The 26,569-nt window shown below is 61.0% G+C and carries 27 protein-coding genes and 1 pseudogene; 17 read left to right on the forward strand and 11 right to left on the reverse strand.

The window, feature by feature from the left end:
• Nucleotides 1-55: 55 nt before the first annotated feature.
• Together OKC28_RS04050 and OKC28_RS04055 are read left to right on the forward strand one after the other, a co-directional pair.
• Nucleotides 56-1,583: pseudogene (locus OKC28_RS04050) on the forward strand (mechanosensitive ion channel domain-containing protein).
• Nucleotides 1,584-1,624: 41 nt separating this feature from the next.
• Entirely contained in the window at nt 1,625-2,023 is a 399-nt protein-coding gene (locus tag OKC28_RS04055) for an STY0301 family protein (RefSeq protein WP_270687615.1), read from the forward strand.
• A gap of 29 nt (nt 2,024-2,052) precedes the next feature.
• Here the strand turns inward: OKC28_RS04055 and OKC28_RS04060 are convergent, their stop codons facing one another.
• The 6 genes from OKC28_RS04060 to lptM form a co-directional block, all read right to left on the reverse strand.
• Nucleotides 2,053-2,763, reverse strand: coding sequence for an HAD-IA family hydrolase (locus tag OKC28_RS04060; RefSeq protein WP_270687616.1), 711 nt, complete (start codon nt 2,761-2,763; stop codon nt 2,053-2,055).
• A gap of 116 nt (nt 2,764-2,879) precedes the next feature.
• Nucleotides 2,880-3,848, reverse strand: coding sequence for a tyrosine recombinase XerC (gene xerC, locus OKC28_RS04065; RefSeq protein ID WP_265451545.1), 969 nt, complete (start codon nt 3,846-3,848; stop codon nt 2,880-2,882).
• Complete coding sequence (locus tag OKC28_RS04070; protein ID WP_005316158.1) at nt 3,841-4,521, reverse strand: DUF484 family protein; 681 nt, start codon at nt 4,519-4,521, stop codon at nt 3,841-3,843. Before OKC28_RS04070 ends, xerC begins: the two co-directional genes overlap by 8 nt.
• Before the next feature lie 82 nt (nt 4,522-4,603).
• Nucleotides 4,604-5,434: a diaminopimelate epimerase gene (gene dapF / locus OKC28_RS04075; protein ID WP_011899114.1), complete on the reverse strand. Its 831-nt coding sequence runs from the start codon at nt 5,432-5,434 to the stop codon at nt 4,604-4,606.
• A 182-nt stretch (nt 5,435-5,616) separates the two neighbouring features.
• Complete coding sequence (lysA, locus tag OKC28_RS04080; RefSeq protein WP_005316164.1) at nt 5,617-6,867, reverse strand: diaminopimelate decarboxylase; 1,251 nt, start codon at nt 6,865-6,867, stop codon at nt 5,617-5,619.
• Between the two features lie 20 nt (nt 6,868-6,887).
• Nucleotides 6,888-7,064 (reverse strand): LPS translocon maturation chaperone LptM, encoded by a 177-nt coding sequence (gene lptM / locus OKC28_RS04085; RefSeq protein ID WP_073531790.1) that lies wholly within the window; start codon nt 7,062-7,064, stop codon nt 6,888-6,890.
• Between the two features lie 73 nt (nt 7,065-7,137).
• On the opposite strand from lptM, the gene cyaY reads away from it, so the two are divergent.
• Nucleotides 7,138-7,452: an iron donor protein CyaY gene (cyaY, locus tag OKC28_RS04090; protein WP_005316166.1), complete on the forward strand. Its 315-nt coding sequence runs from the start codon at nt 7,138-7,140 to the stop codon at nt 7,450-7,452.
• Nucleotides 7,449-8,102: an alpha/beta hydrolase gene (locus tag OKC28_RS04095; RefSeq protein ID WP_270687622.1), complete on the forward strand. Its 654-nt coding sequence runs from the start codon at nt 7,449-7,451 to the stop codon at nt 8,100-8,102. The genes cyaY and OKC28_RS04095 overlap by 4 nt, the downstream gene beginning before the upstream one ends.
• 118 nt (nt 8,103-8,220) lie before the next feature.
• On the opposite strand, the gene OKC28_RS04100 is transcribed toward OKC28_RS04095, so the two are convergent.
• A complete protein-coding gene (locus tag OKC28_RS04100; protein WP_058394812.1) occupies nt 8,221-10,752 on the reverse strand; it encodes a class I adenylate cyclase in 2,532 nt (843 codons plus the stop codon).
• Nucleotides 10,753-11,075: 323 nt separating this feature from the next.
• Between OKC28_RS04100 and hemC the strand changes: the two genes are divergently transcribed.
• From hemC to OKC28_RS04120, 4 genes are read left to right on the forward strand one after another with little or no spacing between them, the layout of a single operon-like run.
• Complete coding sequence (gene hemC, locus OKC28_RS04105; protein ID WP_219599007.1) at nt 11,076-12,005, forward strand: hydroxymethylbilane synthase; 930 nt, start codon at nt 11,076-11,078, stop codon at nt 12,003-12,005.
• Nucleotides 12,002-12,736 carry a uroporphyrinogen-III synthase gene (locus OKC28_RS04110; protein ID WP_270687625.1) on the forward strand — a complete coding sequence of 245 codons (735 nt, stop codon included), beginning with the start codon at nt 12,002-12,004 and terminating at the stop codon, nt 12,734-12,736. The genes hemC and OKC28_RS04110 overlap by 4 nt, the downstream gene beginning before the upstream one ends.
• Complete coding sequence (locus tag OKC28_RS04115) at nt 12,733-13,782, forward strand: uroporphyrinogen-III C-methyltransferase (RefSeq protein WP_270687627.1); 1,050 nt, start codon at nt 12,733-12,735, stop codon at nt 13,780-13,782. Before OKC28_RS04110 ends, OKC28_RS04115 begins: the two co-directional genes overlap by 4 nt.
• Before the next feature lie 10 nt (nt 13,783-13,792).
• Nucleotides 13,793-14,956, forward strand: coding sequence for a heme biosynthesis HemY N-terminal domain-containing protein (locus OKC28_RS04120; RefSeq protein ID WP_113720746.1), 1,164 nt, complete (start codon nt 13,793-13,795; stop codon nt 14,954-14,956).
• Between the two features lie 94 nt (nt 14,957-15,050).
• Here OKC28_RS04120 and OKC28_RS04125 read toward each other — a convergent pair whose 3' ends face one another.
• Together OKC28_RS04125 and glpX are read right to left on the reverse strand one after the other, a co-directional pair.
• On the reverse strand, nt 15,051-15,302 hold the full coding sequence (locus tag OKC28_RS04125; RefSeq protein WP_005316205.1) for a YkgJ family cysteine cluster protein: 252 nt from the start codon (nt 15,300-15,302) through the stop codon (nt 15,051-15,053).
• A 152-nt stretch (nt 15,303-15,454) separates the two neighbouring features.
• Complete coding sequence (gene glpX, locus OKC28_RS04130) at nt 15,455-16,465, reverse strand: class II fructose-bisphosphatase (protein ID WP_005316208.1); 1,011 nt, start codon at nt 16,463-16,465, stop codon at nt 15,455-15,457.
• A gap of 217 nt (nt 16,466-16,682) precedes the next feature.
• Here glpX and OKC28_RS04135 point away from each other — a divergent pair, with 217 nt between their 5' ends.
• The 7 genes from OKC28_RS04135 (at nt 16,683) to OKC28_RS04165 (ending at nt 24,214) form a co-directional block, all read left to right on the forward strand.
• Nucleotides 16,683-17,744 (forward strand): porin, encoded by a 1,062-nt coding sequence (locus tag OKC28_RS04135; RefSeq protein ID WP_059169211.1) that lies wholly within the window; start codon nt 16,683-16,685, stop codon nt 17,742-17,744.
• Between the two features lie 122 nt (nt 17,745-17,866).
• On the forward strand, nt 17,867-18,754 hold the full coding sequence (locus tag OKC28_RS04140) for an ABC transporter substrate-binding protein (RefSeq protein ID WP_270687631.1): 888 nt from the start codon (nt 17,867-17,869) through the stop codon (nt 18,752-18,754).
• A gap of 232 nt (nt 18,755-18,986) precedes the next feature.
• Nucleotides 18,987-21,029, forward strand: a complete 2,043-nt coding sequence (locus OKC28_RS04145; protein ID WP_270687633.1) for a TonB-dependent receptor — start codon at nt 18,987-18,989, stop codon at nt 21,027-21,029.
• Nucleotides 21,030-21,095: 66 nt separating this feature from the next.
• Nucleotides 21,096-21,716 carry a PepSY-associated TM helix domain-containing protein gene (locus OKC28_RS04150; protein ID WP_113720749.1) on the forward strand — a complete coding sequence of 207 codons (621 nt, stop codon included), beginning with the start codon at nt 21,096-21,098 and terminating at the stop codon, nt 21,714-21,716.
• Nucleotides 21,717-21,893: 177 nt separating this feature from the next.
• Nucleotides 21,894-22,931, forward strand: a complete 1,038-nt coding sequence (locus tag OKC28_RS04155; protein WP_270687636.1) for an acyltransferase — start codon at nt 21,894-21,896, stop codon at nt 22,929-22,931.
• 150 nt (nt 22,932-23,081) lie between these two features.
• The gene (locus tag OKC28_RS04160) at nt 23,082-23,654 is read left to right on the forward strand and encodes a hypothetical protein (protein ID WP_096117769.1); all 573 of its coding nucleotides are present in this window, start codon (nt 23,082-23,084) and stop codon (nt 23,652-23,654) included.
• Between the two features lie 125 nt (nt 23,655-23,779).
• The gene (locus tag OKC28_RS04165; RefSeq protein WP_270687640.1) at nt 23,780-24,214 is read left to right on the forward strand and encodes an N-acetyltransferase; all 435 of its coding nucleotides are present in this window, start codon (nt 23,780-23,782) and stop codon (nt 24,212-24,214) included.
• Here OKC28_RS04165 and OKC28_RS04170 read toward each other — a convergent pair.
• The gene (locus tag OKC28_RS04170) at nt 24,211-24,567 is read right to left on the reverse strand and encodes a winged helix-turn-helix transcriptional regulator (RefSeq protein WP_270687642.1); all 357 of its coding nucleotides are present in this window, start codon (nt 24,565-24,567) and stop codon (nt 24,211-24,213) included. The genes OKC28_RS04165 and OKC28_RS04170 overlap by 4 nt on opposite strands.
• A 121-nt stretch (nt 24,568-24,688) precedes the next feature.
• Between OKC28_RS04170 and OKC28_RS04175 the strand changes: the two genes are divergently transcribed.
• On the forward strand, nt 24,689-24,994 hold the full coding sequence (locus OKC28_RS04175; RefSeq protein ID WP_270687644.1) for a monooxygenase: 306 nt from the start codon (nt 24,689-24,691) through the stop codon (nt 24,992-24,994).
• Nucleotides 24,995-25,021: 27 nt separating this feature from the next.
• Here OKC28_RS04175 and OKC28_RS04180 read toward each other — a convergent pair whose 3' ends face one another.
• On the reverse strand, nt 25,022-25,642 hold the full coding sequence (locus OKC28_RS04180; RefSeq protein WP_270687646.1) for an outer membrane beta-barrel protein: 621 nt from the start codon (nt 25,640-25,642) through the stop codon (nt 25,022-25,024).
• Nucleotides 25,643-25,886: 244 nt separating this feature from the next.
• On the opposite strand from OKC28_RS04180, the gene OKC28_RS04185 reads away from it, so the two are divergent.
• On the forward strand, nt 25,887-26,525 hold the full coding sequence (locus OKC28_RS04185; protein ID WP_059111638.1) for an exopolysaccharide biosynthesis protein: 639 nt from the start codon (nt 25,887-25,889) through the stop codon (nt 26,523-26,525).
• Nucleotides 26,526-26,569: the final 44 nt, after the last annotated feature.

Raw genomic sequence — 26,569 nt, forward strand, 5'->3', positions numbered from 1 at the left:
CCTTTACCCTTGTCTAACCAGCTATGCTGGAAATATCCAACGATAAGGGGCTGTTATGTTTAGCGATAATTTCGTTGCCCTACCTACCTTGCAATGGATTGGCGAACACCCGTTCTGGACCCTGCTTACCCTGTTCTTGCTCATCACCCATTTTTTGCGCAGCCCGGGGCGGCGGCGCGAGCTGATTTCCGAGCTCGGCTTCGTCATGATGAGCATGGTCGTGATCCTGCTGATCCAGTTCGAGGGAGGCTGGTTCCGCCTGCCTCTTCCTCACCGCTGGCTAGTGGAAATCTCCAGTCTGCTGGCCGGTCTGGTGCTGGTGAAGATCTGGGGCATACTGCTGTTCCAGTTTCTGCTGCCCCTGTGCCAGATCCGCATACCGCGCATCATCGCCGATATCGTCATCACCATCGGCTACATCAGCTGGTGCCTGTTCCGGCTATACGCTTCCGGCATGGCCCTTGGAGAGATAGTCACCACCTCGGCCGTCATCACCGCCATCATCGCCTTCTCCATGCAGGACACACTGGGTAACCTGCTAGCCGGAGTCTCCATCCAGCTGGACAACTCCATCGCCATCGGTGACTGGCTGCAGGTGGAAGCCATCCAGGGCAGGGTGGTGGAGATCAACTGGCGCGCCACCACCATGGAGACCCGCAACTGGGAAACCGTGGTGATCCCCAACAGCCACTTGCTCAAGCAGCGTTTCACCGTGCTGGGACGGCGACAAAATGCCCCCCTCCAATGGCGGCGCTGGGTCTGGTTCGATCTGACCCTGGATACATTGCCGACCCAGATCATCGCCCTGATCGAGAAGTCTTTGCGGGAAACCAACCTGCCCTGTGTGGCCAAATATCCTCAACCCGACTGTCTGTTGATGAATGTGGAAGGGGGAATTGCCCGTTATGCCGTTCGCTACTGGCTGACCGACCTGGCGCGGGACGACCCGACCGATTCCATGGTGCGCAGCCTGATCGATGCCGCCCTGCGCCGTAACGACCGGCGTCTCACCCCCCCCCATTTTCAATGTCTTCATGGCCAAGGAGAAACAGCATCAGGATGCCCGCCACAAGCGCCACACAGTCGAGCGCACCGCCACCCTGCGCAAGTTGCCGCTGTTTGCCATGTTGCAGGAGGATGAGCTGATCCAGCTCGCCGATCAGGTCAAATTCGCCCCCTTCGTCAGTGGCGACATCATGCTGGAGCAGGGGGAGGTTTCCAGCTGGCTGTTCGTGCTGGTCAAAGGGGAAGCTGAAATGCTGGTCAAGGTGGAGGGGCGTGAATTGCCGCTCGGCACCCTCAACACTGGCGACTTCTTCGGCGAGCTGAGCCTGCTCACCGGCGACCCCAGTCCCTTCACGGTGCGGGCACTCGGCACCGTTGAAACCTACCGCATCAATCAGGCCATGTTCCAGGAGCTGGTGATGCACAGGGAGTCCCTGGTCGAGCCGCTCTATCGGGTGCTGAGTAGTCGCGAGCAGGAGCAGCAGACACTGTTGGCAAGGGAGGCGGAGTCCATGAAGCAACCGCCGCAGCCGCGTGATCTGCTCAATAAACTGATGAAGCTGTTCAGTGGAGGATGACGTAGCATGGGGCACCACATAATGCCGGGAGACCCCATACAATGTTACTGACCGTACTGGCTTTGAGCGCCAATTTGCAATTTGACTGCCCGCCAGCCATAGACACCCGCCAGCAGCTGTTGAGCCAGCCTCGGGGCTGGCAAGCCGTGGCCCGGAACAACCAGGGAGAAGCGGGCCAGCCCCTGAGCCACAGGCTGGATAACCTGGCCCTGTTCGATGGCGATCCGGGCGAGCTTGCCCAGCTCAAACCGGACAATGGTGACAACTACGAGACTCACTACTGGAGTCTGGACAGCCGCAATCCGCAACCATTTTATCTGATCTGCCACTATGGGGGCACAGCCATCACCTTGCAGCAGGCGCTCCCCCCGGGCATCAACTACTGCCGCGTCAACCAGACCGACCATGACCAGCCGCGCGGACTGATTTGCCGTCAATAAGGGCCGCAAACAGCAGCCGGAGAAAACGATCAGAGCAGCAGGTCTGCCAGCTCTCCCAGTCCGTTCAGTTCCACATCCGGCAACAATGGCAACTGCCGCCAGGAGCGCTGGCGGTCATTGAGCCAGGCGGCGCGAAAGCCGTACAGGCGGGCGCCCAGCACGTCCGTCACTGGATGATCCCCCACGTGCAGTATCCGGTCTGGTGCCAGCTTGAGGGCGGCCTGCGCCTGGACAAACATGTCCGGCGCCGGTTTCATCCTGGCACCCGCCCCCGCCTTGCAGACCAGGGTGAAGTAATCATTCAGCCCGGCCTGGGCCAGGTCCAGATTGCCATTGGTGATCACCACCAGCGGATAGCGCTCGGCGAGTCGTGCCAGCAACTCATGGGTCGCGTCACTCACTTCAATCTTTGAGCGTTCGGCGAGAAAGCCGGCGAACACCTGCTCTGCCTCGCGACTGGCGATGGCTGCCGCCATGCCGCCCTGCACCATGGCCTCATGAATGGTGCGCTGGCGCGCCAGACTGACATCCTGGCGCAGCTCGGGCTGGGCGATCAGCATGGTGCGTTTGAGATCCAGCCAGCGCGGCTTGTCCAGCATGGCGGTCGCCAGGTATTCGCTGCGCAGATGCTCAAGCATCCACTGCTCGGCCCGTTCAATGGCCGGGCCGTTGTCGTAGAGGGTGTCATCGAGGTCGAACGAGATGGCAGCAACCGGCTGCCAACGGCGATAAAAATGCATTCATGCTCCTTCACGGCGGGGTAATCAGGCCCCCTTGTTCATCTTCCGGCATATCTGGCTACCCTGGCGGTTTGGATGCTCAGATAACCCCAGACACTCCTTCACAGAGGTAAAGGTCACTCATCTTCCGGCGTGGCAGGATCCCGCTTTGCTCTTGGGTGGGCATTGTCATAGACCTTGGCCAGATGCTGAAAGTCGAGATGGGTATAGATCTGGGTAGTGGAGAGATCCGCATGACCCAGCAGCTCCTGCACGGCACGCAGATCGCCGGAGGACTCCAGCATGTGAGTGGCGAAGCTGTGGCGCAGCTTGTGGGGATGGACGTGGGCATTGAGCGCCTGCTTGTTGCCCCAACCATCGAGCCGCTCCTGTACGGAACGGGCCGACAGCCGCTGTTTGCGCTTGGAGACGAACAAGGCGTCGGCCTCGTCCCCCGCCAGCAGAGGGCGTACCTTGAGCCACTTGTGCAGCCACTCCACCGCCATTCTTCCCATGGGCAGCACCCGCTCCCGCGAGCCCTTGCCGGTCACCTTGAGCTGACGGTCATCGAGCTTGATGTCACCCAGATTGAGCCCCACCAGCTCGGCCAGCCGCAGGCCGGAAGAGTACATCAGCTCCATGATGGCCCGATCCCGTACCGCCAGGGGATCCTGCTCGTCTGTGATGTTGAGCAACTGGTACATCTCGTCCACATCCAGATTTTTCGGCAGCGGTCGCCCCTGCTTGGGGGTCACTATGCCGCGGGCCGGGTTGGCGGTGAGCCGTCCCTGGCGCACCTGCCAGTCGCAGAAACTGCGCAAGGCGGAGATCTTGGTAGAAAGGGAGCGGGGAGCGAGCCCGGCCTTGTGCATCCGGGTCACCAGACTGCGCACCTGGCTCGCCTCGAGCCGGGCCCAGTCGCTTACACCCAGCCTGACCAGCTCGGCGGCCATGGCCTGCAGATGGGATTCATAGTTGCTGCGAGTGTGAGGGCTGAGCTGGCGCTCGACCCTCAGGTATTCGATAAAGGCCGCCAGCTCATCGGCCAGAGAGGCTGGCAGAGGCTCGGTGGCAGGGGCAGACGCTTTGGCCGGTTCCCTAGCCATGGGTCAGTTCAGGCAGACGCAACTGCAACAAGCGACCCAGCTGACCCAGCAGCAGGGTGTCGTTATGGGGGCTGAAGTGGCTGGGATCCGAACTGGCAAAGGCCAGCACGCCGAGATCGCCGAGCCGCATCAGGGCCACGGAGTTGACCAGCACATCGTGGCCAAACAAGGCCTGCTTCTCACTCTGGTTGAGGCGGCCAAAATAGTAATCCTGCCCCGGTAGCCGTTGACCCAGCAGTTGCTCGAGTTGCTTGCCATCCGCCATGAAGCGCAGCTCGGGGCCGCTCAACTGGAATTTCTTCGGACTGAGCCAGAGCCGCAGGCCGGTCAGCCGCAGCCGCTGCACGAACGCCTTGCCCATCACGGCGCTCACCTCGAACAGAGACTGGCAACCATAGAGCTCGCCGTAGAGATCGGCATAGACCCGGAAGATCCGCTCGTTCTCGCTGGCAATCCCCATCAACTCGGTGATCTCCTGCTCCAGCTGCTCGATGCGCTCCCGCTGCCTGTCCATCTGGCGTTCAACCAGAGAGACCGAGCCTTTGCGTTCATGGGGAATGCGGATCCGGTCCAGCATGGCCGCGTGGCGCTGGAAAAACTCGGGATAACGGGCCAGGTACTCCAGCACTGTGGCTTCATCCACCAGTGGCTCCTGCCGTTTGAGTTCGCTCATAAATTGGTTGGTCCATTACAGAAAAAGGGCACTGGGCCCTGACATTATCGCGCAGCAGAGAGGGCTTGCGCCCTCGTCATGCCTATAACTCTATCTGGCCGTCGAATACATGCTCGGCCGGGCCCGTCATATAGACCGGCTGACCCGGCCCCTTCCAGGCGATGGTCAGCTTGCCACCCGGCAGACTGACGGTGACCCGCTCCTTGAGCTTGCCCTGACTGATGCCAATCACCGCCGCCGCACAGGCTCCGGTGCCGCAGGCCAGGGTCTCACCTACACCGCGCTCGAATACCCGCAAACGGATCTCGGTGGCGTTGACCATCTCCATGAAGCCGACGTTGACCCGTTCGGGGAAACGCTCGTGCCGCTCCATGATGGCACCCAGAGTCTCCACCGGCGCATCGGCCACCGACGGAACTTCAATGACGCAGTGGGGGTTGCCCATCGAGACCACACCACACATCACAGTATGCTCTTGTGCCCGCAACAGATAGGTTTTTTCCGCCTTCTGAGCCCGAAACGGGATCTTGCCCGGCTCAAACTGGGGAACCCCCATGTTGACCGTGACCTGATTCTCCCCTTCCAGCTGCAGGCTAATGCGGCCACGGGCCGTGCTGACCGCGATGCGATCCCGGTTGATCAGCCCCTTGAGGCGCACGAAACGGGCGAAACAGCGGGCACCATTGCCGCACTGCTCCACCTCGCTGCCATCGGCGTTGAAGATGCGATAGTGGAAGTCGAGTTCAGGGTCATAGGGCGGCTCCACCAGCAACAGCTGGTCAAAACCGATCCCGAAGTGGCGATCCGCCAGCTTCTTGATGACGTCATTGCTGAAAAACACCTTCTGGGTGACACCATCCACCACCATGAAGTCGTTACCCAGCCCATGCATCTTGGAAAAATCTATCAACATAGTGCGTTCCTGTACCCTTTAGGCAGTAAATGCTCGGCGCACCAGCGATCCGCTCAATCGTGCGTTCCCCTGCTATCAGGGCCGTCAATGCTCGCAACACCGGCAATCGGTCAACTGCTCGCGCGTTCAACGCACACAGAGACGCGTCTGGAAAATCCAGTCGCCGTGGTGCCTTCCTGTGTTCAGGGCAATAGATGCTCACCACGCCAGAGATCGGCCAACTGCTCGCGCTCTCTGATGAGGAAGGATTGGGTGCCATCCACCAGCACCTCGGCCGCACGCGGACGGGTGTTGTAGTTGGATGACATGGTAAAGCCATAGGCACCGGCGGAGCGTACCGCCAGCAGGGAGCCCTCGGCGATGGCCAGGGTGCGCTCCTTGCCGAGGAAGTCACCCGTCTCGCACACTGGGCCGACCACGTCATACAGCGCCTTCTCATGAGCCGTGCGGCTGTCCACCTCTATGATGTTCATCCAGGCGCCGTAGAGAGAGGGACGCAGCAGGTCGTTCATGCCGGCATCGATCAGGGCGAAGTTGCGGGTTTCACCCGGCTTCAGGTACTCCACCCGGGTCAGCAGCACACCGGCGTTGGCGACGATGGCGCGGCCCGGTTCGAACAGCAGGGTCAGATCCCTACCCGCCAGCTTCTGCTTGAGCGCCTCGGCATACTCGGTGGGATGAGGTGGCTGCTCGGCACCATAGTTGACCCCGAGGCCGCCGCCCACGTCCAGGTGATGGATGTGAATACCTTCCGCCGCCAGGGTGTCGATCAGGCGCAGCAGCTTGTCGGCCGCTTCCATGAAGGGGTTGAGTTCGGTCAGCTGGGAACCGATATGGCAATCCACCCCCTTGATCTCTATGTTGGCCATGGCCGCCGCCTTGCGATAGATGGCAGGCGCCTGCTCGATGGGGATGCCAAATTTGTTCTGCTTGAGGCCGGTGGAGATATAAGGGTGAGTGCCGGCATCGATATCCGGATTGACCCGCACCGAGACCCGGGCCTTCTTGCCCATGCTGCCCGCCACCCGGTTCAGACGCTCCAGTTCGGCTTCCGACTCCAGGTTGAAACAGAGGATCTCTTTATCCAGCGCCAGCCGCATCTCGGCTTCGCTCTTGGCCACGCCGGAGAAAACCACCTTGGCCGGATCACCGCCCGCCGCCAGCACCCGCGACAACTCGCCGCCGGAGACGATGTCAAAACCCGAGCCCAGACGGGCCAGCAGGTTGAGCAGCGCCAGATTGGAGTTGGCCTTGACCGCATAGCAGATCAGATGGGGAATATCGCCCGCTGCCTGATCGAAGGCATGCCAGTGGCGTTCCAGGGTCGCACGGGAGTATACGTACAGCGGGGTGCCGTACTGCTCGGCAAGGTGTTGCAGCGAGGTTTGCTCGGCCTGAAGCTGGCCGTCGGCATCGTAGTTAAAGTGATCCAAGGGGGCGGTTCCTTCCTAAATTATTGCGGCGCGGCCTCTGGGGCAGCTTCGACGGTCGCAGGCGTCTGTGCTTGCGGTGTACTCTCGGTCTGGGGCTGCTCGGGAGGCGGCATGTAAAGCGGTCCCGTCAGGCCACACGCGGCCAAACCAAGAGACAGAAGAGTGGCGAGCAGACACTTGGTAAGCTGGGTAATCATAATGGTTCGCTGCGAAAAAATTTTTGGCCCTCTATAATCGCACTCACATTGTTAAAAGCAACAGGATAAACCGATGAAGGATCACGAGTATCACGCCCTGACCGACGCCTTTTTCCAATATGTGGAAGACACTGTCGACGCAGGATATCCGGATATTGACTGTGAACGTGCCGGTGGGGTCTTGACCCTGTCGTTCGAGAACAAGACCAAGGTCATCATCAACAAGCAGGAGCCCCTGCACCAGATCTGGGTCGCCACCCGCGAGAACGGTTTCCACTTCGAGCTGCAAGGGGAAACCTGGATCGACAACCGCTTCGGCCATGAGCTCAAGGCGCTGCTGACCAAGGCCTGTACCACCCAGGCAGGTGAGTCAGTGGTATTCCCATGATTGACATTCATCCACAGGACGCCCGCCACGCCGTGATCTGGCTGCACGGGCTGGGGGATTCCGGGGCCGGGCTGGCCCCGCTGGTTGACGCGCTGGACTTGCCTGCCAACCTGCCGGTTCGTCATCTGCTGCCCGACGCGCCCGAGCGGCCCATCACCATCAACATGGGCTACAAGATGCGCGGCTGGTACGACATCAAGAGCTTCGACGATCCGGCGGACCGCGCCGTTGAGTCACATGTGCGTGAATCCGCCGCTCGTATTGCTGCCCTGCTGGACCAGCTGGTGGCCGAAGGGTTTGCCCCAGAGCGCATCCTGCTGGCCGGTTTCTCCCAGGGCGGAGTGATCGCCTCCTTCACGGCTCTGCGCCATCCGGTTCGGCTGGCTGGCCTGCTCTGCATGTCCACCTATCTGGCGGCGCCAGATGCCCTGCTGGCCGAGATGAACGAGGCCGCCCGCAGCCTGCCCATCTGCTACATGCACGGCATCTATGACGACGTGGTGAATCTCTCCATGGGCTGGGATGCCAAGAACCGGCTGGAAGCGGCGGGGCTCACCCTAGAGTGGCACGAATACCCGATGCGCCACGAGATCTGCCGCCCCCAGCTTGACGACATCCGCAGCTGGCTGCTGGCACGCCTCAGCGCCTGATCGGGTTCACGACGGATAAAACAACGGCCTGCTTCTGCAGGCCGCTTTCTATTCGATTTGTTGAGGATGTTCGTGAGGCTGCTTGCCTCCCTTGCGACCCTTCGCCGGGCCCCATGAGCTAGCCAGTGGCAGACCCCAGCTCGCGGGCCGGACTGGCGTTGTCACGCATCTGCCCCTGACTGCGGTAGGGGATCACCTCCAGCTCGCCGTTGATCTGCACTATCTCGTAGTACTGGGGCAAGTTGAAGTTGCTGAACTGGCCCGCATCGCTGAAACGCTCGTGACTGGAGGCATAGAAACGGTTCACCCCCTGCACCAGCTCATCCTTGTTGCCGGCAAAATGCTGGTAGATCTCCACCCGGTTCGCCTCATCCAGAATATAGATGTTGGTGCCCGCATCCCGGGTATCGAAGAAGAACTGCACCAGCCCTTCACTGGCGTAGGCATCGACTATGTCGGGCAGATGCTGGCTGTGGGTCTTGTCGAGCCGCAGCGGCAGGTGATCCAGCTTGTTGTGGGAAATATGGCGGTAGAAGTCGATGGCGTTTTCCAGCTTCTTGACCGACACGCCGCGCCGTTCGAAGAAGATGCCGTACTTCTCGCGGCCCAGCGCCAGCGTCTTGACCAGTTGCAGCTTGTCGCGCGCGAGACGCAACTCGATGCACTCGGCCACCAGTTGCTGGAAGCGGGTCCGAATAAGAGAGCGGAAGTGCTGGCTGTAACAGAACACTTCGATCATCTCGGGAGCCGCCGCATCCTGATGCATCTTGCCGAGAATGGTGGTGAGAGCATCCACCACGGCTTCGTCGCCCTGGAAGTGCAGGGTGCGGATCTCGCTCCAGGAGTTGCGATAGACCAGATCCACCGAGCCCACCAGACACTCCTGATTGCGACCGAACGAGAACACATCGGCAGCATTGGCGTCGAACTCGATCACCTGACCCATCCAGTGGCTGGTCGGGTCCGTCTCCAGGTTGAGGAAAATGGAGAGCTGACGGATCTCGCACGGACGGCTGAGGGCCAGGTTGGTGGCGCGGGGATACTTGACCGGGAAGGTACCGGACAGATCGCGGCAGAACTGGTGCAGATTGTCGATGTGCAGATCCGACCCCTGATTGAACAGGTGCACCCGGGACTGGGGCGTCAGCAGGCCGTTGAAGTATGCCCAGGAGACCAGCTTGCTGATGTAGCCGTTATATTCGAGCGGCGCACGGCCAATGATGTCTACCGGATCCAGTGAATGCTTGTAGAGATACCAGCCGGCGCGGTTGAGGCGACCATGGGGCACCTGCACCAGGCTGAGATCCGGCTCGCTCAGATCCGGCGCTATGGTCAGATTGATGCGCTGCACCTTGCCCGGCAGGCTCTCGAACGCGGCGTAGAGCTTGCGTGACAGTATGCCTATGTCTTCCGGGTTGATGGACTCGCTGATGTTGTTGCGCCGGGCAAACTGGATCAGGTTGCGATAGCTCTGCATCAGGGCTTCCAGCAACTCGGCGTGGGCCACCTTGACGTCTTCGACCTTCCACTCCTGGCGGTGATCCAGATGGTGGAGCCGCTCCGGGCTCCAGCCCCAGTAGGAGACCAGCTGGGTCATCTGCTCGCGGCGCCAGGCCGGGGAGTGCTCCTCCTTCGGATGGCTGAGGCCGTCACACACTTTCAGATAGAAGCAGCGGCGCACCAGATCGAGGCGCTGCATGTCACCAATGGACTTGAGGTAGTTGGTCACCTTGTCCAGCATCAGACAGTAGTTGTCGAGCCGGTAGTGCATGCCATCGTTGTGCTGGAACCAGTCGCGACTGGTGACCGACAACAGACGGGTGTTGGGATACTCGTGAGAGTAAGCCTCCATCAGCACCGACTTGAGCACGGCTTTGTAAGGGGAGTCGATGCCCTTATAGAGCTGCCACAAGGCGGAACCGAAGTACTCCTCGGCCGGAATCCGGTTGAACCCACCCAGATCGAGCCAGTCATCCTGGCTCAGCTTGCCATCCGCAAACAGGCTGTCCACATACTCGTCGTAGTGATCGTCATACTCGGCAGGCACCAGATACCAGAGCAGGCGCTTGCCCGCGATCAACATGGCACTGCGGTAGAACTCGTCGAGCAGCAGCAGGTGCTGGGCGCTGCCACAGCTCTCTCCCTGCATCTGGGCGTCGTTGCACTGGCGGAACTTGTCTTCGGGGATCAGGAAGAAGTTGAGATCCACCCCCCGCTGCTCGGCCCACTTGGAAAGTTGCTGACACTTGAGATCCAGCAACTCGAGCCGCGCCTGCGACAAACCGGCCACGTGGCAGACCCAGATGTCGAGATCCGAGTGGCAGCACTGACCGATGGACGAAGTGCTGCCCATGGAATAGAGCCCCTGGATCGACTTGTCATGGGTAGTGAGGCCGTTCTGGCAGTTGGCGTTCTGGCACAGATCCTGGATGAAGGCCTGCTGGGCCTCGTTGGCGGTAAAACTCCAGATGCCGTGGGGCACATCACCTGCCACATAACCGGGCAACAGGGGATGATTGAAGTGCAGCATGACAGGCAGCAGTTGGAAGACCTGCTGCCCATAGCGACTCATGAGACCTAACGCCCGTTGCGTCTTGAGACGATTGAGTTCGTCGTAGCGCGCCACCAGCGTATCGAGTTTTACCAGCAATGCCCTGCCTATACCAAGGTAAGAAATGACGCACCAAAACGGGGAGACGTCAAAAAAGTGTGATCATGTTAACAATGCAAACAGCGGTGGTAAACAAGCCCGCACTGAATCACCGGATTATTTCTGACAAGCCACTAAACAGTATCAATGGAAAGCAATAAAAATTAATAATTTCATGTAGTTAATAAATTAATTCACCTTAATGAAAATCATTTTCAGCAGCCCTTTTTGAGCTTGGCCCCGCTTTTGCTGGCTGCGCCATGAAAGCCCCTGCAAAGGGTGGTAAGATCGTTTTCCTTCTAAAGATGAAACAACTGATTGATATGGCAGCCCGAACCCTGAAAATTGCCACTCGCAAGAGCCCATTGGCCCTGTGGCAGGCCAACTTCGTCAAAGACCGGCTGGAAGCCCTGTACCCCGAGTTGCAGGTCGAGCTGGTGCCCATGAGCACTCAGGGTGACAAGATCCTGGATACCCCTCTCGCCAAAGTGGGTGGCAAGGGGCTGTTCGTCAAGGAGCTGGAAACCGCCATGCTGGAGGGCCGAGCCGACATCGCCGTCCACTCCATGAAGGATGTGCCGGTGGAGTTCCCGGAAGGGCTTGGCCTGCACACCATCTGTGAGCGCGAAGATCCGCGCGATGCCTTCGTTTCCAACCGTTTCAGCCAGATAGAAGCACTGCCGCAGGGCGCTGTGGTCGGCACCTCCAGCCTGCGCCGTCAGTGTCAGCTGCGGGCCGCCCGCCCGGATCTGGTGATCCGCGACCTGCGTGGCAACGTCAATACCCGTCTCGCCAAGCTGGATGCCGGTGAATATGACGCCATCATTCTCGCCGCCGCCGGCCTGAAGCGTCTGGAGATGGCACATCGCATCACCGCCTTCATCGAGCCGGAGCAGAGCCTGCCTGCCAACGGTCAGGGTGCGGTCGGCATCGAATGCCGCCTCGACGATCACGAGCTGCACGCCCTGCTGGCACCGCTGGAACACGCCGAGACCCGAATCCGGGTGCTGACCGAGCGAGCCATGAACCGCGCCCTGCAAGGGGGCTGCCAGGTGCCTATCGGTGCCTACGCCCTGGTGCAGGGGGATGAGGTCTGGTTACGCGGTCTGGTGGGCAGCCCGGATGGCAGTCAGGTGATCCACGACGAGATCCGCGGTCCGCTGGCTGACGGTGAGGCCCTCGGCCACACCCTGGCCCAGCGTCTGCTGGCGGCCGGTGCCGACGTTATCCTGGCCGAGGTCTACCGGGCATGATACCCCTGGTGGTGCGCCCGGCCGCTCAGGCCGCCGAGCTGGTGCAACTGCTGCGTCAGCACGGCCACGCACCGCTCTGCTGTCCACTGCTTGAAACGGCAGCGGGCAGCGAACTCCCCCGCCTGCCCGAACTGCTTCCCCTGGCCGACATCGTCATCGCAGTCAGCGTGCATGCAGTTCATTTCACTCATCATTTTCTGTTGCAAACTGGTCAGACCTGGCCAAGTATTGACTACTTTGCGGTCGGCCAGGCCAGCTCGGATGCCTTCGCCGAAGTCGGTATAGAGGCGAGCTGCCCTGACGATCCCCGTAGCGAAGGGCTGCTGGCCCTGCCCGCCCTGCAACAGGTGAGCGGCAAGCGGGTATTGATACTCAGAGGCAACGGGGGCCGGGATCTTATCGCCCGGACGCTGGCCTCACGCGGTGCTCTGGTGCACTATTGTGCGGCCTATGAGCGCCACTACCCCGAACTCGACGGGGACGCATTGACTCGCCATTGGCAGGCAGCCGGGCTCGACAGCCTGCTCATTACCAGTGGTGAACTGTTGCAACGGCTGCTGGAGCTGGTGCCAGACCAGCAGCAGCCCTGGCTTTATGACCGCCTGTTGGTGGTGCCCAGCCCCCGCGTGGCCGACATGGCCAAGATGGCGGGCTTTACCCATATCACGATTGCCCAGGGTGCATCCAACCAGGCCCTGACGGCCGCTCTGGAACTGAGGAAGATGGAATGACTGAACAACAAGAATCCCAGGTCAAGCCCCAGCCGACCGCCGTGGTCAATGGCGGCAAGGGCCGCTCCGGCGTTCTGCTGGGTGGCGTTGCCATACTGCTGGCCCTCGGCCTGACTGGCGGTCTCTACCTGCATGGCCACCAGAGCGCCGTGGCTCAGCAGGGGGAACTGGATCAGCTAAAGCAGCAACTGGCTGAGGCCATGAACAAGCTGGATCAGAGCAACAGCAAGGATAGCGAGCAACTGAGTGCGCTGGGCAAAACCCAGCAGCAACTGCAAGAAGAGCTCAAGGGTCTGCAGAATCGGGTGCTGGATCTCAACGACAAGCGTCCCAACGACTGGATGCTGGCCGAATCCGAATACCTGGTACGCATGGCGGGCCGCAAGTTATGGCTGGAACATGACCTCATCTCCGCCATTACCTTGCTTGGCAATGCCGACGAGCGGATCAAGGCGCTCAACGATCCCAGCCTGATGCCCATTCGCAAGGCGCTGGCGGAAGACATAGCCCAGCTCAAGGGGATGCCGCGCATCGACCGTGAAGGATTGACCCTGAAACTGGCCGCCCTCTCTGACCAGATAGAGCTGCTGCCCCTCTCCACCGTCAGCATGCCGGAAGCCAAGACCGAGCCGGATCAAGCCGTCAGCACCAATCCGGACGAGTGGGAAAGCAACCTGAAGAAGAACTGGGTCAAGTTCACCGAGAACTTCATCACCATACGTCGCCGCGATGGCGCCGTGGAAGCCCTGCTCTCCCCGCAGCAGGAGATCTTCCTGCGCGAAAACCTCAAGACCAAGCTGCTGCAAGCCCAGCTCGCCGTCTACCGCGAGCAGCAGGCACTGTATGACGACAGCCTGGAGAAGGCACAGCGCTGGCTGACCCAGTATTTCGATACCGACAACAGCGCCACTCACTACATGCAGTCAGAGCTGGACAAGCTCAAGAGCGAGCAGATCCAGTTCACCTATCCGGATCGCTTCAAGACCCAAGCCATGCTGGAAGAGGTGCTGACCGAGCGCCTGCAACGCATTCTGGCCAGCAACTGAGGAGGGCACAATGATTCGTCTGATTGTTCTGGTGGCCGTGATGATAGCCGGGCTGATGTTTGGCCCTGAAGCATCCGGCAACAAGGGGTATGTACTGATCGCCCTGGGTAACTACACGGTAGAGTCCTCTGTCACCAGTGCCGTGATCCTGGCTGTGCTGTTCTACGGCGCCCTGCTTGTCATCGAATGGCTGCTGGGCCGGGTATTCGGTCTGCGCCGCAAGACACTGGGCTGGTACGGTTCGCGCCGGCGCCGCAAGGCCAACCAGCAGACGGTGGCAGCCACACTGGCCATGGCCGAAGGTCATTACAGCCAAGCCGAGAAGCTGATGCTCAAGGGCGCCAGCAACAGCGATACCCCGCTGCTCAACTACCTGAGTGCCGCCAAGGCCGCCCAGGCCCGTGGCGACGACGTACGCCGGGATCAATACCTGCAAAAGGCGCAGGAGGAGAACCCCAAGGCCGAGCTGGCACTGACCCTGACCCAGACCCAGCTGCAAATTGAGCAGGGCCAGTACGACACTGCGCTGGCCATGCTGGAATCCGTCTACGCCCTCAACCCGCGCCATCCCATGGTGCTGGATCAGCTGCGTCAGGTACATCTGGCGCGCGAGGACTGGGCGGCCCTCATCGACCTGATCCCCGTGCTGCACAAGGTGGGCAAGCTGACCCCCAAACAGGAAGAAGATTTGCTGCATCGGGCCTGGACCGGTCGGCTCAAGGCTGCCAGTGACGCCCTCGAAACCCTGCGCCCTGTCTGGCAGGATCTGCCCCGCAAGCTGCGCCAGGATCCGGATCTGCTGGCCGCCTACGGCGATCGCCTGCGTGAGCTCGGCGCCGACAGTGAAGCCGCCGAACTCTGGCTGGACGCGCTGCGCAAGCAGGTCTCCCCCCAGTTGCTGGCTCGCCTGCCCAAACTCAAGCTGGAGAGCTACCAGCCGGTGCTGACCCTGTTGCAGAAGATACAGGATCAACCAGGTGTCGAGGCTGCCCTGGCCCAGGTCTATCTGCTGGCGGGTCAGCTGGACCAAGCCCAGCGCCTGCTGGAACAGGAAGTGGCGAAGACACCTAGCGCCGCCATCTACCACGCCCTTGGCCAGGTAATGGACAAGCGCCGGCTCACCAACAAGGCCAACGAGTATTATCGTCAGGCCCTGGCGCTGGCCGACGTCTGACCCGGGTGCCGCTGACGGATACCACCCAAAAAGAGAGGCCGCGATTGCGGCCTCTCTTTCTTCTGATCTGCTCTGATTTTACGCCGCAGCCGGTTTATGCCGTCTGTCGCTCCAGCTCACCGATGAGCCAGATGGCCTCTTCCCGATGAAAGCCGCACACATCCTGCATGGGTCGAAAACCACCGCAGACCGCCGGCCGATCAGGCTGGTCGAAGATCTTGCAACCCAGCTGCATGTCGAGCTGTACGCAGGGTACACCGGCCGGCTTGCCGGCGGGCATACCCGGGATGGCACTGCTGATACTGGGGGCAATGCAGCAGGCACCACAACCTTGACGACATTCCATGTAACGCTTTCCTGTGCGTGGCGAACCAGTCTAGCAAAGAGCCGTGATTCCCCTTAGCCTTATCCCGGCGCGCCCTGAAATAGCGACCTCCCAGACAACAAAAAGCCCGACGGCAACAGCCGTCGGGCTTTTTCAACAGCAGCGTCAGCGCATCACAGAATGATGTCGCGCACCACGCTGTCTTTGCGCTCCAGGAAGTGGATCGACTTGATGCGGCGAATCGTCCGCGACTTGCCACGAATCAACAGAGTCTCTGTGGTCGCCATGACACCATCGCTGGTGATGCCGTCCAGCAGATCACCCTTGGTGATGCCGGTCGCCGAGAAGATGACGTTGTCATTCTTGGCCAGATCTTCCAGCTTGAGCACCTTGGTCACATCGATGCCAAGCTCCACGCAGCGAGCAATTTCCTGCTCGCCCAGCGCACGCACTTCCGGGCTGTCGCCCTTGACCTGATGACGGGGCATCAGGCGAGCCTGCATGTCACCATCCAGCGCACGGATCACCGCCGCCGAGATCACCCCTTCCGGCGCGCCGCCGATGCCATACAGCATGTCGACTTCGCTGTCCGGCAGACAGGTCAGGATGGACGCTGCCACGTCGCCATCAGGGATGGCAAACACCCGCACGCCCAGCCCCTGCATCTCCTTGATCGCCTTGTCGTGACGCGGCTTGGCCAGGGTGATCACGGTCAGGCGGGAGAGCGGCTTGCCCAGCGCCTTGGCCACGGCCTTGAGGTTCAGCTCGAGGGCCTGATCCAGGTCGATGGCCCCCTTGGCCTTGGGACCCACGATCAGTTTTTCCATGTACATGTCGGGTGCCTTGAGGAAGGAACCCTTGTCGCCGACCGCCAGCACGGCCAAGGCGTTGGCCTGGCCCATGGCGGTCATGCGGGTACCCTCGATAGGATCGACCGCGATATCCACGGCATCACCCAGCCCGGTCCCCACCTTCTCGCCTATGTAGAGCATGGGGGCTTCGTCGATTTCACCTTCACCGATCACAATCTCACCATCGATCTGGATCTGATTGAGGATATGGCGCATGGCCGCTACGGCCGCCCCATCGGCGATATTCTTGTCACCACGTCCGAGCCACTTGTAGCCAGCCAGTGCAGCCGCTTCCGTCACTCGGGAAAACTCGATTGCCAGTTCACGTCTCATCGCATATCCAACCTTTGGAGCTCGAAAACGGGCGGCATTCTATCACAAGGGCAAACCTTTGCGCGCAAAAGTGGCGGATGGTCACACAAATCCCGGACCGTCACCAAACTGACATCAAACCGCCATCGACACTTAACGGGATTGTCACCCCGCCGTCATTCCCCCTGCCTAGCATGGCCCCGTCTTTTAAAACAAAAGCTTGCAACAAGGGATCAAGATGAAAAAGCTGACTGTAGTGGCACTGGCTCTCACCGCGGCCTTCCAGGCTCAGGCCGTTGAAGTGTACAAAAACGACACCACGATGGTGGATTTGTATGGACGTATCTACGCTGGCCATTTCTTCGGTGACAAGAAGGAAGGGGTCGACACTGCAAACCCGAATGGCACTCATGACTACAGTGCCAAGCAGGGTGCAAACCAGTTTGTCCGCTTCGGCGCCAAGGTGGATAGCCAGATCAACAGCCAACTGAAGGCGCTGGCCCAGTACGAAGTGCAGATGTACATCAATGACAGCGAAAAAACCATCAGCGACAACTCGGACAACCTGCGTACCCGCCTGGCGTTCGCCGGTGTGGGCGCTGACTGGGGCAACATCACCTTCGGTCGCCAGAAGGGAGCCCCCGGCTTCCTGGCCGACTGGACTGACGTCTCCCTCTCCGATGGCTATGGCAACGAAGCCCTCGGCGCCAAGACCGACACCTTCGCCACCAACCGTGCCGGTTCAGTGCTGAAGTACTCCGGCCTGTTCAACGGCTTCCAGATAGACACCAGCTACAAGTTCGATGGCGGTGATACCGAAGAGACCACCAGCAAGGACAGCGATGCCGCCTACGGTGCCGCCGTGGCCTACACCTTCCCGTTCAATCTGGCACTGGGTACCGCCTACAACGTGGGGATCCGTGACAAGAGCGGTGAAGAAGATGCCAAGCTGTGGCTCATCTCCGCCAAATACGACAACAAGGCCGTCTATGCTGCCCTGAGCTATGCCGACGGCACCGACTTCCTGGCCACCGGCACCGACCACACCGGTTGGGAAGCCGCGCTCGGTTACAACTTCGAGAACGGTTTCGGCCTGATGGCACTGTGGAACAAGCAGGAACAGGACAAGGCGGGTACCAAGAAAGACAATCTGGATTACTACACCCTGGGCGCCCAGTACAAGTTCAACAAGAACTTGCGCGTCATCGGCGAGTACCGCATCAACAACCTGGACAGCGTTGCCGGTAAAGCAACCGCCAACAAGGATGACTTCCAGCTGGCGGCCCGTTACGACTTCTAAGTCGGGTTTTCAGCAAGAAAAACAACGCGCTGGCTTATGCCGGCGCGTTTTTTTGTGGCCCCCTGTCAACCCGGCATCCAGCCATGGCCTAGGCTCAACAGAACCATGAAGAGGAGATCACCATGCTGTTACGCCTGCTTGTCTGCTGCTGCCTGTTGTTCACCCTTCCCGTTCAGGCGCTGACCATCGCCATGGTGTTGTGGCGCGGAGAAACCGATGCCGAGCGGGGCTTTCGTGCCGAACTGATCCGGCTGGGATACAACCCCAGCTTCATCACCTTCAACGCCAATCAGGATCGCTCCGCTCTGGCGACGCTGCTGCGCCAGCAACTGCTGCCCTCCCTCGCCCAATACGACTATATCTACAGCTTCGGGACCACGGCCACCACCATGGTCAAGAGTCTGATCGGTGAGCGCAAGCCACTGATTTTCAATATAGTGTCTGACCCTGTCGGGGCCGGGATCCTGTCAGAAGAGCGAAGCGACAACCCCATGGTGGCCGGCTCCAGCAACCTGGTGCCCATGGCACTCCAGCTCGCCAACGCCCGCAAACATCTGCCCAACAGCAAGGGGCTGCTGCTGCCCTTCAACCCGCGCGAGCAGAACACCTTGCTGACCGCTGAACTGCTGCTGCGTGAGGCCAAGCGCTACCAGTGGGACCTCACGACCTGGCGCATAGCACCGGACAAACGGCGGCTCACAAACGAGCTCAAGCGCCTGCAGCAAGATGCGAAACAGAGCATCGTCTTCCTTGCCGCCGACAGCTATCTGCTCTCCATCGCCCCCGAGCTGCTGGCCGCCCTCAACGAGGCGAGCATCCCCACCATCTGCAGCGCCGAGCAGTTTGTCCAACACGACTGTACCGTCAGCACCATCAGCAGCTATGACACTCTGGGACGAATGACGGCCAGCATCATCCACCGCCACTTGCAGGGCACGCCGCTGCAAGAGATACCACTGCAGACGGATCCGGCTCCGCGACTGGTGCTGGGCAAGCAACTGGCGCCATAGCACCGGACTTTTCTGCCCATACCCTCAACCCCCAGTCACTCGTCCAGCCACACGGGCCTGACGTCATGTGCGCTCCATCCGATCCCCCTGCATATTTGCATCACATCTTTATGTTGCAGAGCTAATGAAAATCAATATCATTAGCATCCTCTCAAATGAGAGAAACCAATAATTATAAATAAATCAATAAGTTCAGACCATCAGGTCGCTTCCTCAAGAGTCAACACGCAACATGTACACACCGAATCACCCACGCGCCCTGCTGGGCGTGGCTCTGCTGGCCCTGAGTGCCGGCGCTCGCGCCGAAGACGAGACCATGACGGTCGTCGGCAAACGCAGCCAGCATGAAGAGGTCGCCACCGCGACCCGCACCAACACCCCGGCCAAGCTTGTGCCCCAGGCGATCGACAGCGTCAAGGCCAGCGAACTGACCGCCTTCGGCCAACCCACCCTGAGCGAGGCCCTGACCGGTATTCCCGGGGTCAACGCCAGCGGTGACACCCGCTTCGATAGCGTCAATATCCGTGGCTTCAGTGCCAGCAATGACTTCTATCTGGACGGCTTTCGCGATGACATGCAGTACACCCGGGATCTCGGCAACATAGAGAGGGTCGAGGTGCTCAAGGGCCCGGCTGCCGTGCTCTACGGCCGCGGCAGCACGGGTGGCATCATCAACCGGGTCAGCAAGAAACCGCAGAAGGGCCAGGAGTCCAGCGTCACCGCCCTGGTGGGTAGTTTCGATACCAGGCGCGTGGCCGCCGACCTCAATGCCGAGGCGGGTGAACGGGTGCAGCTGCGCCTCAACCTGGCACAGGAAGACAAGGACAGTTTTCGCAACGACGTGACCAGCAAGCGCACCCTGCTGGCCCCCTCCGCCAACTGGGAGATCAGCGACAAGCTGAACTGGCTGGTACAGTACGAGCGCAATGCCCACGACCGCACCCCGGATCGCGGCATTCCCGGCGTCAATGGCCGTCCGGCCGACGTGCCGCGGGAATATGTCTACAGCGATACTCGCCGCGACTTTATCGACGACGTGGCGCAATCCACTCGCTCCCGCCTCTCCTGGGACATCAATGATCAGTGGCAACTGCGCCAGCAGCTGGGCTACAGCACCCTCGACAGCCAGTTCGACAACACCTATGTCACCAGCGTCAAAGGGGATCAGGTCACCCGTGCCCGCTGGCAGCAGGATCTCAAGGCCAACAGCCTGATCAGCAACACAGAGGCCGAAGGCCAGCTGCAGACAGGCCCCGTCGAGCATCGTCTGCTGATCGGGTTCGAGCAGAACTGGCAGGAGCGCACCCCCAAGCTCTACCAGAACGCCAGCCCCATCCCGGCCGGCAATCTTTACGATCCCGGCTCACTGCCCACCTATGATGGCGCCATGAAGTTATCCAGCGACGCCAACCACAAGGTGCGCGGTTACGGCCTCTATCTGCAGGATCAACTCAGCCTGGGTGACTGGCATCTGGTAGGCGGCTTGCGCCGCGACGACTTCACCGTCACCAGCCGCCGCCACGACCTCAACAAGGAAGAGACCCTCTCGGTCACCAGCCTGAGCCCACGGCTGGGGCTGGTGTGGAATCCCCTCGAGGATCACGCCTTCTACACCTCCTACAGCAAGACCTTCACGCCGGTTGGCGGGGAGCTTATCGGCATCACACCGGGGGACAAGAACAACAGTCTGGATCCCCAGAACACCCGGCTGTATGAGGGTGGCGTGAAGAGCGACTGGCTGGATGGCCGCCTGGCGACCACCCTATCTCTCTACCGGTTGGAGATGTACAACAAGCGCAGCAAGGACCCGCTGGATCCCACCAAGGTGACCCTCACCGGCCTGCAACGCACAGATGGCATAGAGCTGAGTGCCCGCGCCCAGCTGACCGACGAGCTCTACCTGCGCGGCGGCATCGCCATTCAGGATGCAGAGCAGGTGAAGGCGGATGCGGATCTGCAGGGCAAGCGGCCGATGAACGTCTCCCGCCAGAACGGCCAGCTGTTTGCCGGCTATGAGAACGGCCAGCATGGTTGGTTCGGCGAAACCGGCGTGACTGCCGTAGGCGATCGCTTCGCCGACAACGCCAACACCACCACTTTCCCCGGCTATGCCCGCTTCGATGCCCGCGCCGGCTACCGCTGGCAGCAATGGGAAGCCCAGCTGAGCGCCGAGAACCTGACCGACCACGAATACTTCGTCAGCGCCACCAGTGCCTCCCAGATCCTGCCGGGTACGCCCCGTCAGCTGAATCTGAGCGCAGCCTACCGTTTCTGATCTTCCTTTCATCACAGATGACCCCTGGCCAGCGATTGCTGGCCAGATTTTTATGAAGCGCAAAATATGAAACGCAAAAAACTCCCTCTTCACAACAACAAGTGGGTGCGCCGCATCCATGCCTGGGCCGGCTTTGCCACCCTCACCCTGATGCTGCTCTACGGCCTGACCGGCTTGTGGCTGCAACACAGGGCCGTGCTGCCCATTCCCGGCCCCCACACCGACAAGTCGAGCGAGGAGATAGGGCTGAGCGCGCCGCTGGCCAGCCCGGACGAGCTGAAAACCCTGCTGCAACAGCGCTATCCGGAGGGCTTTGAGGAGGGACGCGCCATGATCACACCGGCCCAGACCCTGCCCACCCCGGCTGGCCCTCTCACACTGCCGGCCCGCTGGGAGATGCGCGGCGTCACCCTCAGCCAGAGCGTGGCGGCCAGCTATGTGGAGGGGACCCTGCTGGTTCGCACCGAATTGCAGCAGGCCAACTTCGCCGCCAGCCTGAACCGGCTGCATCGCGGCATGGGTACCGGCCTCTCCTGGCAGCTGTTCGGCGATCTGGCGGCGCTGGCCATGTTGCTGCTGGCGCTCACCAGTTTGCTGATGTGGAACAAGCTGCACGGCCCGGCCGGCAGAGGCATAGCCCTGCTGCTGACAGGCGCCGTCGCCACTGTGCTGGTCGCTCTGCTCTAGCCCATTTACCGACACCAAAGCGGGATCCGGCTCTCACGGGCGGTAACCCTGCTCGCCGCCGAAGTAACAAAGGGTAACCGGCTGCCGATGGGGGTCACACTTGTCGGCGCAGTGACTGGATGGGGGCCGCTCGCGACTGTTAGGGTGCGGCCTCGACTCCAGACGGCAGCAGGCATAATGCGCATCTCCAGCATAGAGTGCGGGCGAGTAGTGGCCATCATGGCCGTGATGACCATTCACCTCTCCCCCTTCAGCAATCCGTTCGACCCCACACTGTGGAATGACGCCCTCTACCTCTGGCTGGGGGGCATCATCAACCAGCTGTGCCGCTTCGCGGTCCCGCTCTTCTTCCTCTGCGCCGGCTACTTTCTGCAACCCGCCCTCGCCGCAGGCAACCCCATGACGGCAACACTGCGTTACTGTCGCCCCCTGCTGGGGCTCTGGCTGGTGTGGAGCCTCATTTATCTGCTGATGCCCTTCAACCCGCTGGCGGCGATTGAGCAAGGCTACCTGCCGGCCATGGCGAGCCAGTGGCAGATGCAGCTGGGGGATCCCCTCAATGCCTGGTGGGTGGGTGGCATGATCCACCTCTGGTTCCTGCCCGCCCTGATGCTGGCCGTCTTGCTGCAGGCACTGTGTCACAGGATTGGGCTGCCACGGCTGGCATTGGTGCTCGGTGTCCTGCTCTACCTGCTGGCCCTGCTCGGCGGCTCCTATGGCCAGCCGCTGCTGGGGGGCGAGTGGGCACTGTTGACCCGCAACGGTCCCTTCTTCTCCTCGATTTTCGTGGCGCTGGGCGCCGAGCTGCGGGCCCGTCACTGGCGGCCGGACACCCGGCGCAGCGCCCTGCTGTTGGGCGTGGGAATGGGGATCTATGCACTGGAAGCCTGGGGTTTGCTGTACTTCGCCGACGTGCCCCTCAGTCGCCACGACTTCCTGCTCGGCTCGCTCCCCTGGGGCCTGGGCCTGTTCGGCCTGCTGCTGGCCAACCCAGGCTGGGGCAGGGGCAGCTGGCTGGAACGCCAGGCACCCAGGGTGCTGGGTCTCTACTGCCTGCACATGATGCTGGTGGTGTGGCTGATGATCTTTGGCCCGCAGGGAAAGTTGCTCTGGTGGGAACTGCTGAAGGTACCGGTCTTGATCACCCTCTCCCTGCTCGCCTACCGGCTGCTGGCGGCAACCCCGGCCAGCCGCAGCTTGCTGCGCGCCCATTGAGGAGGGAGATGTGAGACTGAGAGGAGAGGAGGCGGGAGCTATGCCGATCCCTCCCCACTCGCGACTGAACGGGTGGTTCAATTTTTATTCATCGCCGACAGATAAACTCCGGTCTCCTTAACGCGAAACCCAACCTGGAGTCATGACCGCATGAAGTTGCTCACCAAGAAGTCATTTACCAAGCAATACGGCCTTGTCCTCGTTCTGCTCGCCGCCAGCGGCTCCCTCAGTGCCGCCGAGATCGCCAACAACAACATCACTGAAGCCGAGATCAAAGCCGCGCAGGATGCCTGGGGCAAGGCCCTGATCCAGATCAGCGACGACTACCGCACCGGCGGCATAGAGAAGGCCAAAACGACGGCCACGACAGTGCTCGACAGCGCCTACGGCTACAACAATGGCCCTGTCCTGTTCAAGCCCACCCTGGCCGGAGGCGAACAGACCTTCCGCATCAATCAGGAAGGGGCACTGGCCTACTTCGTCGGCAACAACAAGGCCTATCCCGCCGACACCGGCTTCGCCCTCAAGAACTGGAAAAGTTACAACTACGACAACGCTGCCATCTATATCAACGGCGACATGGCCCTTACCATGGGCAAGGTTCACCTGACAGACAGGGACAACAAGGAGACCACGGTCGACAAGACCTGGGGCTTCAAGAAGGGGGATGACGGCAAAGTCCGCATAGTGTTGCACCACTCTTCCCTCCCCTACGCCGGTTAAGCGGCAAAAGGCGACCTGCGGGTCGCCTTTTTGTTATCAGGGCGGCACTTTGGCCACCCACAAGGTGACGGCGAAACTGGCGCTGTTACCATGCTCCTTTTGCAACGAATCCAGACGAGACACCTATGCAGATACGCCCCTTCACTCCGTCCGACATGGAGGCCGTCCTCACCATCTGGCTGGAGGCCTCCCTGCAGGCGCACCACTTCATCGACCCGGCCTACTGGCACGCCAACCTGGCGCCGATGCAGGAGACCTACCTGCCCGCCGCCGACTCTTATGTGCTCTGGCAAGATGGCACTGCGCTGGGTTTTTATTCCCTGTATGAAGAGACCCTGGCCGCCATCTTCGTAGCACCGACGCAGCAGGGGCGCGGCTATGGCAAGGCTCTGCTGGCCCACGCCAAACAACAGCGGCCAGCGCTGCGCCTGCAGGTGTACCAGCAAAATCGTGCCAGCTGCGACTTCTATCTCGCTCAGGGCTTCCAGATAGAGGCGGAACAGCAGGATCCCCACACCCACTGCCCCGAATGGGTAATGGCCTGGTCGGCAGCAGGCTAGCCCGGTTCGATAGCCGGTGAGCCGGAGCCATCCCCACTCTGCGCCAGCAGGTCGGCGTGGCTCAACGCCAAGTCGTGCATCTGCTGCAACAGCGGGAGCAGAGCAATACCAAGCGGGCTCAGGGCATATTCCACTCTGGGGGGCACCTCGGGATGGAGAGTGCGAGCGATGACGCCATCGGCCACCAGCTCCTTGAGCTGGGCGGTGAGCACTTTCTGGCTCACCTCTGGCAAACAGCGTCGCAAGTCACCAAAGCGCAGGGTCTGCTCGCGTAGATGAAACAGAATGGCCGGTTTCCATTTACCGGCGAGCAGCCGCAGCACCCGATAGGCAGGGCAAGGAAGTGAGGACACGTTATGGCTCGTGAGTGGTTACTTTACGGTAACTATGCCACGAAAAAGTGCCTTCTTGCAGCCAAGATGCCGGCTTCCTATGATGCGGACTCCGTCACTCAATCCGCACGAGAGGTTCATCATGCCCAGTTTGCTGCAAATCCATTTCAACTTTCCCGCCGAGCAGATGGGGGCGACACTGACCGACGCCGCCATGCCGCTGGCCAAGTCCATCACCCGGGAGCCTGGCTTTATCTCCAAGATCTGGACCGAGAACCCGCGCACCGGCGAGGCGGGTGGCATCTATCTGTTCGAGGATGAGGCAAGCGCTCTCGCCTACGCGAAAATGCACGAGCAACGGGTGCTCGCCATGGGCGCCAGCGCTGTGCTGTACAAGCTGTTCGACGTCAACGAGCCCCTTAGCCGGATCACCCTCGGTATTGTCTGACACTGCACTCCACAGCGCTGGCAGGCATCAAAACCTCAGGGTCAGGCCGATATTGGCCTGCCACTGGGTCACCAGCTCGCCGCGCACCTTGAACACGCAGTCGTCCGGGTTGCAGAGAAACTGGCTGTTGTCGTTGACCAGGGTGCCGTAGCCGCGCACCTCGGCCCGCAGTGCCAGATGCTCGGTCAGGCGTGGCTGCACCCCGAGTGCCAGCGACATGGAGGGAGCCAGCTCGCTGTCGTAGGCGGCGAAGCGCGTCGCCCCTATGCCGGCGCCTATGTAGGGAGCCATCAGGTTGTCCGACAGGGTGAGGGCTCCGGCGAAGTGCAAGGTATCCACCGTCAGCCGCTCCGACTGATCCGGGGAGAGGCGAGTGGATTGGTGGCTGTAGAGCAGCTCTATCATGCCGGGGTCATCCACCTCCTTGCTGATGAACAGGCCCCAGCTGCCGGAACTATCCCCCTGCAATGACTCCAGCTTGGTGGAGACAGGCACGGGTTGGGGGTCATCGTTCGCCTCGAAGTCGATGGATGAGCTATAGCCGAAAAACGGCGTCACCTGCCAGCCAAGTCCTGCCTCGCCGTCGGCGCTCCATGCCTGCCCCAGCGGCAGCAAAAGCCCCACCATCATGATCCCCGCTCGTTTCATCACAGTTCCTCTGCTTGTGCACCAGTGCCCACCAAGCATATCAGAGCCCCCTGACCCCCATCCTAAACCAGGCCTGTATCAACCCATTTTCGCAGGGAGGATCACACTCAGCTGCCGTGACCATATCCCGCCACCACGCCACTCACCGCCGCCGTTATTCATCGGGGATTAACCTCTGCCACGTATGCTGGCGCGCAACCGGGTCATGGTGACCCGATTCCACTCATCAGAAGGAAACTCGGGAATGGTTGCCGCGCAACTCAAGGACCCACAACACAAGCTCTCCGACACACTGCGGGCAACCGCCCACGCCATAGAGGAGAGCCATATCAGCCTGCGTCAGATGCTGGCCCTGGTGGGTGAACAGGGCATGTTGCTGTTTTGCGTACTGCTCACTGTGCCCTTCCTGCTGCCTGTTTCCATCCCTGGCGTCAGCACCCCGTTTGGCCTGCTGATCCTGTTTATCGGTATCGGCATCACCCTCAACCGTGTGCCCTGGCTGCCCGCCATCCTGATGGAACGCCGCTTCGCCGCCGATCAGCTAAAGCCGACCCTGCACAAAGGCGCTGACTTGTTGGCCCGCATCGATCGCTTCATTCGCCCGCGCCTCTTGCTGCTGACCGGCAGCAGTGCCATCAACCGCTGCAACGGCCTCTTGCTCATGCTGGCCGCCCTGTTGCTGATGCTGCCGCTGGGGGCTATCCCCTTCACCAACGCCATGCCAGCCTGGGCCATTCTGCTGCTGGCCATCGGCATGCTGCAGCGAGACGGCCTGTTCGTCGCCAGCGGTTACCTGCTGGTCAGCGCCACCCTGGTCTGGTTCAGCGCCTTGGCAATAGGTCTGTTGATGGCGGGGCAGAGCGTCTCGACCCTGCTGGGTTGACCCGTCACGCAGACGAAAAAGGGGCGACCAGGTGGTCGCCCCTT

This window comes from Aeromonas sp. D3 (assembly GCF_027705025.1).
GTDB lineage: Bacteria > Pseudomonadota > Gammaproteobacteria > Enterobacterales > Aeromonadaceae > Aeromonas > Aeromonas salmonicida.